The 9,891-nt window shown below is 65.6% G+C and carries 5 protein-coding genes; all 5 read left to right on the top strand.

Annotated features, from left to right (window positions below; genetic code table 11):
- Positions 1-31: 31 nt before the first annotated feature.
- The 5 genes from AC3ET4_RS15355 (at position 32) to AC3ET4_RS15335 (ending at position 9,421) form a co-directional block, all read left to right on the top strand.
- Entirely contained in the window at positions 32-1,189 is a 1,158-nt protein-coding gene (locus tag AC3ET4_RS15355) for a restriction endonuclease-related protein (protein WP_431949471.1), read from the top strand.
- A complete protein-coding gene (locus tag AC3ET4_RS15350; RefSeq protein ID WP_431949469.1) occupies positions 1,186-4,536 on the top strand; it encodes a hypothetical protein in 3,351 nt (1,116 codons plus the stop codon). The genes AC3ET4_RS15355 and AC3ET4_RS15350 overlap by 4 nt, the downstream gene beginning before the upstream one ends.
- Positions 4,530-7,196: an RNaseH domain-containing protein gene (locus AC3ET4_RS15345; protein ID WP_431949467.1), complete on the top strand. Its 2,667-nt coding sequence runs from the start codon at positions 4,530-4,532 to the stop codon at positions 7,194-7,196. The genes AC3ET4_RS15350 and AC3ET4_RS15345 overlap by 7 nt, the downstream gene beginning before the upstream one ends.
- 604 nt (positions 7,197-7,800) lie before the next feature.
- Positions 7,801-8,040 (top strand): helix-turn-helix domain-containing protein, encoded by a 240-nt coding sequence (locus tag AC3ET4_RS15340; RefSeq protein WP_431949465.1) that lies wholly within the window; start codon positions 7,801-7,803, stop codon positions 8,038-8,040.
- Between the two features lie 127 nt (positions 8,041-8,167).
- The gene (locus tag AC3ET4_RS15335) at positions 8,168-9,421 is read left to right on the top strand and encodes a tyrosine-type recombinase/integrase (protein WP_431949463.1); all 1,254 of its coding nucleotides are present in this window, start codon (positions 8,168-8,170) and stop codon (positions 9,419-9,421) included.
- The last annotated feature ends 470 nt before the right edge of the window (positions 9,422-9,891 follow it).

Here is a 9,891-nt window from a genome sequence, read left to right as displayed (position 1 = left end):
ACACTCAGTAAAGTGGGATGGAGGAGTGACGGTGCTTGATGCCGTAATGAGTCGGCGCCGGACGATGATGGTCAGCGCCACCGTCCGCCTCGGTTACGCCTGGACGATCCGGCGCGAAGAACCGCGGGCGTGGCGCGAAGTCATGAGTATGACTGGAGTGGTCAACTCGATCCTCGGTGCTGGCCGTGAGGCCCTGACGCCGGCTGAACTCGTCGACCAGCTTTCGCGGCATCCGCTTCGTCAGCTCGCTCCCGAAGTCTTTGAGGATGACCCCCTTGGGCGGGTCACGGTTTTGGAGTGGGGCGAGATCAGCGACGACGTCTACTCCGACGGATGCTCGGCGATCGTCGAGCTGCTGGAGCGAGGGGATCGCGGACGCGGCTGGATGCCCACGTGGACGTGGATGCAGCACGAGCTTGTCGAGCAAGACGCGTTCCTGGGGCTCAAGGCGGGTGCGAGCGACGCGGATTACGTGATTCGCCGACGCTTCTCGATCGAGCACCCGGCCGGTGAACGAGGGACCATCGCTGACCTGTGCAGCGACGCCGGGATTCTGCCCCCAGTCCGCTACGTTCCCCTGCCGCCGGATCGTTCCCATGAAGGACGTTACTGGTGGCCGTGCCCCGTGTGCCACTGGCCCATGCGGGTCAACGGGGCATCGGTGCGCTGCAGCTACCAACCCCACAACGCTGCATACGCCATCCGCAGCCTGCCAGAAGGCCAGCCTCCCAAGCTCCGCCCACGCGACGACACGGTGCGCCGGCAGCCTGCGGCAAAGATCGTGCACCACGACGGTGATCGCCAGACAGTGTGCGTTGAGTTCCCCGTGTGGCGCTACATCGTTGTTCCCGGCGTCGAGGAGATCAAGCTCTACAAGAGGTGGGACGGCAAGCTGCCCATGTCTGTCGATCTTTGGCCTCATCAGGACGCCTACGACTTGAGGTTCGCCATCAACGAGCTGGACTGGGCATGGGCGATCGATCTCAAGGACGTGGCCAGTGCCTCCGCACTGGCCGACGAGGTCGCCAAGAAGCCGCTGGTCGCGAAGACCATCGTCCTTCCGGACCACCGCGGCACCGCGCAGCGCGAGGAGCTGCAGGATCTGTTGCCGGACTACACCGTCCTCATGGTCGAGGACGTGAACCGGATCCTGAAGAAGAAGCTCGGCGAGGCGAGGAAAGACCGGTGATCGACGCACGCGATCACGGTGACCTCGGGCGGCGTCAGTCCCAGCTCGTGTCCCGCCTCATTGCCTGTGCCTGTGCTTGCGCGCAGGCGTACTTCCCCGACGGCAGGACGGGCACCACGCTTACGGCCGCTCAGTACCTTCTGACGGGGAAGTACGACGCCTGGGCGTCCTTCGCCTCGCTCCCGCAGGATGATCAACGTCGTCTCAGCCGACTGCTCGCCCACAGAGCGAACCCGCTGGCGAACGACACAGCGTTCCGCGATTATGCCAACACCAACTTCTTCGAGCGTCGCGTTCCAGGCTTCCGGTTGCACGACGACCGAGAGCGAGTAGGCGCGCACCATGGCCTGGACCCTCGTACCTGCGCTGACCAGCTGTTGGCGGAGATGGACGGCATCCGGGCCTCGCAGCTGGTGGCCAGCGCGATCGCGAAGCCGGGCGAGTACACCCACACGCTGCGTGTGCCTATGGCAGGCCGCCAGAGCGCACCCGTACTCGCCTACTACACTTTCGAAGAGCACCACGCACCGCCGCACCAGCCGCAGCCGGCACGGATGCACACGGCTCCAGAGCTTCTGGAGCCAGCACTCAAGATCCGGGACTTTCTGCAACTGAACGCAGAGCTCGACCAAGGGACGGGGAAAGCGTTCCGGGCGGAGACCCTCGCCCCGTTCTTCAGGAAGATGCGGACCGCACGGGGGGAGGCGGTCAAAGACGTCCTGAGACTGCAAGCGGGCCCGACGAATGTGCTGAGCGCACCCACAGGCTCCGGAAAGAGCGTCTTGCTCCGAAGCTATGCGACCTGGGCGGTACAGGAGGGGCACACCGTCGCCCTGGTCGTGGGCACCAACGCGAACGCCCTGAAGCTCGCCCACTCGATCGAGCAAGATCTTGAGGAATGGGGCGTCCGAGAACGGCTGGGTGCGGATGCCTCGACCGTGGTCGTCCCGCTGATGTCCCCCAACAGCCTGATGCGGGAACTGGACCGAGCGGTTCACGGCTCGCATGACCCGGAATACGTCGACTGGGTCTTCGCCCGGATCGGTTACTCCTGCCAGTTGCCCTCATGCGCCTCTGTGGACGAAGCGGTGGACACATGGGTGCCTGGCGGCGAGCCCTGTACGAAGCTGACCCCCGTACGCCCAGCGCGCGGGGAGCCTTACCGGAGTATGCCGGCGCCGAAGGTCTGCCCCTTCCGACAGGGCTGCGGCAAGTTCCGGCTGGCCCGCCAAGCGACCTCGGCACGCATCATCGTGACCACGCACGCCAACCTCTATGAGGGGCGCATGCACATCCCGCTCGAAGCGGATGACGGGACGGTGGACGAAAAGGTCAGCGTGGAGAAGTTCCTCATGACTCGCGCCCAGGTCATCCTCATCGATGAGCTCGATGCTTTCCAGTCGACGGTGATGGACCGTTCCGGGCGTGGGCTCGCGCTGGCATGGGGTGACCGGGGGCACGATCGTCCGCTGCTGGAGGTGGACACTCAGCTCGTCAGTGCCTTCTATCGGTTGCCAGGTGCCTTGGAAGAGCGGACACGCTCCAATGTGTCGGAATGCAGACGTCTGGCTGAGACCTACACCATGCATCTGGCGCGAGGTGACCTAGCCCTTAGAGATCAACTCTCCGACAAGCACCAGCAGAAGCCGGGCAGGAGGCGGGGCGGCCGTCGGTGGATCGTCCCCCAACGCTGGGATGGATGGCTGTCCAGACACCTGGCAGCCTTCCTCTCGGACGACCTGGCCATCGTGCCCACCGCCCCCGAAACGCGGGAGGCTTCGACAGCGGCCGTGCTGCTGGAAGCCGTGTATGACAGAAAGATCGCGACGTACGTTCTACCTCCGCACGTCCGAGAGTTCGCACGGCTGGTGCGCTCGATCACCGCTCCCATGGACGCCGCAGGAGTTCTGGAGCACGCCCGCGGTGAGCTGTTCGAGCTGCTGGCCTCCTGGATTCCCTCGGGGAAGACCCGAGCGGCGGTGATCGACCGCCTGGCTCGCAGGATGTTCCTGGTTCCGCTGAGGGAGATGCTGTACAGCTTCGTTCACGACGCCCCACAGCTCAAACTTGCCGGTGTCCCGGCGGCAGAGGAAATCGCCCAAGCCCTGGGCGGCTACGAGAAGTGGAGGGCGATCCCGCACGGGCCACTCGGACGACTGGTGTTCGCCTTCACCGAGGACCACAACCCCAAGTCACCCCACGAGACCAAGCTCAGCGCCGCCGCGTTCGGCGGCGACCCGCACCGCTACATCACTTCACTGGGACAGATCACGGCGCTCGCGCATTCGGGGCACCCCCGAGCCGTCCTCGGACTGTCGGCAACGGCTTACATGCCTGGGGCACATCGGCACCACATCCACATCCGCCCCCAGTTCGTCGTGCCGGACGAAGGATCGTCAGTGGTCATCGACGCCCGTCCCATCCCAGACCTGGAGGGAGAGCTGATCCGGATCTCTGGTCTCTCCGGCAAGAAGAGGCGGGAGGCCACGAGACAGCTGGGCATGAGGCTGTGGAGTGAGCTCTCGCGCGAACTCGAAACGCTCGCTGCACCAGACCTCCCGGGTATTCAGGACGCGATTCTCCTCGCCACCACCTCCTACCAGAGCTGCCGAGACCTGGCCGAAGGCATGCGTCTCGCCGGCGCACCACCCGGCCTCATCGCTGCCGCAGTGAGGCCTGACGCGGATGCCGAAACCGCAGCCGAGCTGGGCGTCGAAGACCGGCCCTGGATCGAGATTCCGGGGGACCAACTGGAGGACTTCGGCGCACTGGCCCACGCCCGTATCCTCATCGCCCCCCTCAAGCGCGCCGAACGCAGCCTCAACATCCTCACGCCCGGCGAGCGCCGATCCCGGATCGGCTCCATCTGGCTCGCGGTACGCCCCATGTCGATCGTCGATGACCCCGACGAACTGCTCGCTCACGTGGGCGCCAGAGCCCTAGACGATCACCGCGTCCACGACAAGCCATGGCTCGAACTCGCGCGATCCAAGAAGACCGCCGGCCAGTACTTCGACGAACTGCTGAGCAGGGAGCGCTACTTCAGCGCCCTGCCGCGCCGGGCCAAGAAGGCCATCGCCGCTGAGCTCATCGCCTCCATCATCCAGCTGGTCGGCCGTGCACGCCGCGGCGGCACACCAGGCCGGATCCGCCTCGTCGACTACGCCTTCCTGGACCCCAAGGGCAACTCCGACCTGCCCAGCCTCATCCGGCAGCTCCGAGCTGACTGGGCTCGCACCGGTGAACTCGACACCCTGCTTACCACCAACGGCGAGGCACTCAAGGCCTTCTTCACCTTCGCAGAGAACCACCACGTCACCGCTGACTCATTGGATACCGCATGCTGACGTCCCTCGCCTACCTCCTCGAACCTGAGCGTCTGGGCAGAGTGGTGCTTTACCGACTGACCAAGGACTTTTCCGAGGCATGGCGCCAGCTGCCTCGCTACCGCGACAACGACACCTCTAAGCCGGTACGGCCCGCTTACGCCGGACTCGCCACAGCACTGTCCGCCGTGACCAGCCAGCCCATCGTGATCATGCCGGACGCCATCACTCCACCCGAGGATGACTTCGCAGTCCCCGCAGTCCTCGCCACCACCAAGCCCATCGCACCCCGCTTGCTGACACGGGCAGTCCGCAGCTGGGAGCAGCTCATTCGAGGCGGTGCGGACGACAACACCCTCGCCCCGCTCCTAGCACAGAGCGAGATGGTCAAGCCCAAACTCGGATTCTTCATCGAGAACGCGGCCTCCGGTCGACCGCGCGCGCCACAGTGGTTCTACCGAGTCGCCGCATGGAACTTCGCCGCCACACTCGCTCGCACGCCGCTCCACCTGCCCGCAGGCACGGCTGACGCAGGCAAGCGCCTCGAATGGCTCATGGACACAAGAGGCAGTCTGCTCGCCTGGGACCACGTTCTGAAAGGGCAGACAGAACGACCGGCGAGGATCGGCTACGGGATGCACAAACTCGACTTCCGTGTCATCACCCTGCCCGGCGAACCGAGGATCGGCATCCACGTTCTGCCGACCTTCAGCAGGCTGGCCACGCACTGGGCCGGCACCCGCACCGCATTCGTCGAACGTGGCAAGAACAACACCGTACTTCGTCTCCCCGTCGGCCACCGCCGCACGGACGAGGGATGGGAGCCGTACGCACGAAACTTCGCCGCCCAAGTCGTCTCGGCCTGCAACCTGGAGGCAATCAAGCTGGGCACCAACGAGACCCTGGCTGACATGAGCGGCTCGGTGCGCGCCTTGGTGCCCGGGCCCACCGAGCATCCGCTGGGAAAAGGCACAGGCACTCGCTTCAACCTCTACCTCGCCAACCATGTGAAGACGGCTGCGGCGAAGCTGAAGATCGAGCAGGTCACGTACGGGCGAACCGACGTCGAGGTAATCCGTCACACGACGGGACCGGTCGTACGGGAGGACGTCGACCACGCGCTCAGCGGCACGGGACAGGACCGGGTGCGGGTCCTCGCTTTGTACGACGATGAATACACGCGCGAGCGGATGATCACGGCGCTTACTCCGTACCTTGAGGACCCGGAACAGGCCGCGGACTGGAACGACAACCGCGATCACCAGCTCACAGAGAGGTTGTGTGTTCAGCTGAGGCGGGTGCCTGCTCTGGTCTCCCCGACGCCAATCGACTGGGACCGTGAACTTGCCTTTCTTGCCCCACTTGTGAGTACCGCGCTCACTGGTGTGTGGGTAGAGACGATCTGGAACCCCAAGAAGCGCACCACCCGAAGGGGACAGCAGGCCGACGTCTACGACCCGAAGCGCGATCTCCGCAGGCACTTCCACCGACGTGGAACGGTTTCCCAGTTCATCGCCCAGCGCCCCCGGCCGAGGCCCCCCAAGCCTGAAGACGAGGAAGGTCTGCCACCGGAGCCGGGGACCGACGCTGATCTTGAGATCCTTGGGGCTGACGGTGCCCCGGAGCCTTCGGAAGACGAGACGCCGAAGAAGCCGAAGCGGAGCCGGCCGCGTCTGGACTACCCGGCCATCAACGGGTTGCGGGATCTGATGTTTCGCATGGGGGCGGTCGACGGACGCCTCGCCGAGGGGGTCGCACTGGACCGTCCCACGATCCTCGTCGGTCTGCACCTGCGTCAGCAGCGGATCAGCTCGAAGATCGGTTCTGCCGACAGGACACAGATGGTGGAAGTCCTCACGGCCCTTCACACCGATCCGGATCCGCGCTGGCCCTGGCGCCTGGAGATGTACAGCCGCCGCGACCACGCCTGGCTGCCCCTTCCCCAAGGGGAGGCTGCCTTCGGGACAGGCCCGATCGGAGTGGATCAGCACGCCCGTCACAAGGAAGGCGCTGCGTTGGTCCGTGAGCACATCAAGGCCGCACTGCGGATCCTGCCCGGACAGACACCGCTCGTCATCTTCGTGGACACGGAAGCATGCCGAACCATCTGGCCGGGACTGCAGCATGCGCGGTTCGGCGAAGCGACACTCCCCAGTGAAGGTCTTGACGACAACGGCCGCTCGGTAGCCGTCGTCAGCATCAACACGTCGTATGGCGAAGTCCCGACCCCGGTCGACCGCGCCGACGCCCGGGGGCGGCGGGACCCGGCGCGGCCACAGGCCCCCGACGACTGGCTGCACGAACGGACAACAGCCACAGGGCTGACCAGCTGGTACTTCGCCCAGAAGTCGCGTAGCTACGACGGCTTCGGACAGACCGGCATCAACGGCAGCACTTACACCCGCTTCACGATCCCTGAAGACCTGAGGGACAAGCTGCTGCGCAAGGATTGGCACAGCTTTACCGCGACTCAGATCACCGTGCCCCAGCCGGGCGAGCACAGGGCAAAGGATCTCGCTGCCCTGGCTGCGGCGCTGTGTCATCAGTCGCTCGCTTGGGACGCGCGCACTCGCCATCCCGTACCGCTCCATGTGGCCGGTGCCGTTGATCGAAACCATCCGGAGTACCGCGGCCCCAGCTTCGAGACCGAGACCGACCAGCCTGGTGATGACGTCTCCTGATGCTTCAGGAGTGCGCTGCTCAGACGCTTCCAGCAGGGCGTTGTAGGTGATGCTGTCGACGACCGAGTAATTCCCCAGCTGCGGCGCCACTGTCCCCAGGCAAGTGGTCGAACGCGTGGCGAGGCTGAGGGCGGCCCGCCTGCCTGGGCAGTGTCTCGTGTCCGGCGGTCCGTCAAGAACGCCTTCGGAGCCGCTGCCGCGGTGAGCTGCGCTCATCCTTGATAGTCCACCACGACCCGCAAGATCCGGCAGCTGTCATGCGAGCCGGGGACGAGCGACGCCCCCTTGGTCGCGCAGGCGCAGCGCCGGGATCCCCATGGGGAATTTTCCGGCGCCGCAGCCGGGGAATATCGCCGTCGTTCGCAGTGGCCACGCCCTTGTTGGTGCTGCCCAAAGCTGACAACACCGCAGGGCTTTGCATTATCACGACTGGGGCAGCCACACCAAACCGCTGGTTCTCCGGATTCTGATGCTGCTCGTCAGCGGCGATCCGTTCAACTTCGCCTGCAGATGGGCGTGAGCACGGAACGTCTGCTGCTTCGGCGGCCCTACCCGGAGAGACGCGATGCGTAACCAGCCAAAGCCCGCCATCGAGGCTGCCTTCTTGAACGTTCAGAACGCCGCAAAGTACATGGGCATCTCGGTGAACACCCTCTACGTCTGGCGCCACCGCCGGCAAGGGCCGCCCAGCTTCCGGATGGGGCCCGGCGGGAGGGTCATGTACCGCAGGGATCTGCTCGATGCGTGGCTCAGTGAACAGCAGCAGGCGGACTCGCGTTCGAACCCAGCCCTCAACCCGCTGAACAAGGCCCCGCGGCAGCGTGAGCGTCGCCGGGCTGCCTGACCTGGGAAAACGGGTCTGAGGAGTTCAGCAGCACTCGGAATTTCATGCACGCGGAGATCGTCTGTGTGTCTGATCGCGACGCAGATCGCGCCGAGAGAAGCAAGGCGAGGCCGAGGGTAAGACGAGTATGGCGGGTTACATCGAAGACCGGTGGCTCAAGAAGCGGCCGAACAAGGAGACGGGCAAGCGCGAGCGCACCGCCCTATGGGGCAAGTGCACGCGCTACCGCGTGAAGGGGATACCGGGCGTCCGTGACCGTTCATTCGACACGGTCGCGGACGCCAAGGCGTGGCTGGCCGAGGCACAGACCGACACACGTCGAGGGGATTTCGTCGACGCGCGGGACGGTGCGATCAGCCTTCGTGAGTACGTTGAGAAGCACTGGTGGCCCTCCCAGGTGCACCCTGCTCAGACGCTGGAAAGCATGAGGCACCGGATCTGGGGGCAGGTGCTGCCGCAGCTCGGAGACCTGGCGCTCAGGGACATCGGCGTCGCGGAGCTGCGCAAGTGGTCGGCCGACGTACAGAGGGCGGTCGCGTCGAGCACGGCCTATGTCGCCTGGGTGTACCTCAAGGCGATCATGCAGGCCGCGGTCGAGGACAAGCGGTTGTACCGCAACCCGTGCAAGGGCAACAGCTCGATCAAGCCGCCGAAGAAGCCGGAGCGCAAGGCTCGCGCCTGGGAACAGGATCGCGTCGACGCCGTACGGGGGGCACTGGCCGACCGCTACCGGATCATGCTCGACCTCGGCGTCGGATGCGGCCTTCGGCAGGGTGAGGTGTTCGGCTTCAGCCCGGGTGACATCCATGGCGACTTCGTGCACATAGAGCGGCAGATCCTCATGTATAAGTCGCAGCTGTACTTCGGCCCGCCCAAAGGCGGCAAGGAGCGCGACGTGCCTTTGCCGAAGGTGCTCGCGAAGCGGCTCCTCACCCACCAGGAACGCTTCGAACCGATCGACGTCACCCTGCCGTGGCTGGACCCCGAGGAACCCGACCTCACACGCGAGGACCGACGCAAGGTGACTGTCCCGCTGCTCGTCTACACCGGGCGGCGCGGCGCGATCAACCGCACCACCTGGAACACCAAGGCATGGAAGCCCGCGCTCGCCGCAGTGGGAGTCATCCCGCCGCTGCCCGAGCGGCAGCCGGGCGAGAAGCCGTCGCGGGTTTGGGAGCCGAGTCGCGAGCACGGCTTCCACGTCTTGCGTCACACGTACGCCTCGGTGATGCTCGAAGCCGGTGAGTCGATCGTCTCGCTCGCGAAGTGGCTGGGGCACTCCGATCCGGCGTTCACGCTCCGGACGTACACTCACTTCATGCCGCAGGCCGGCGCGCGGGGACTGTCCGCGATCGAGGCGTGGCTCACGGATCTCGACTGAAAGTCCCTGAGAAGTCCCAGAGGGCCGGAACAGCCGCCGGACTCCCATAAACATGCAGGTCAGAGCGTGATCGCTCCCCGAGCGGAACAGAACCCGGCGTACAGCTCGACTCGTCTGCCACCGGGGCCCTGACCAGGGCAGTCGCCTCGGTCGGGGCCACAAGGCGTTCAGCCGGTGTGCCCGCTCCTACCCGCGGTTTCCCGGCACTTCCTGCGCCATTGTGCACGCGATGTGCGGCCTTGCAGACTGGCATGTCTCATGGCACGGAAACCATTTATTTGTCGGCGCGTTGATGCGGCGCAACTTCCTACTGACGCTTCTATGACGTGCGTTCACCTGCCAGCCGCCTCAGTATGTGACACGCGGCGCCAGGGGAAACACGGCCCTCGTGGGGACTCGGGCTTCGATACTCCGGGTGCAACACGCCACGGACCGGCCCGTTGCCGCTCGGATCCGGGACGCTGTGCAAC

The organism is Actinacidiphila sp. bgisy167, assembly GCF_057707665.1.
The sequence above is the reverse complement of the archived record's forward strand: the minus strand, read 5'-3'. Positions and strand labels throughout refer to the sequence as shown.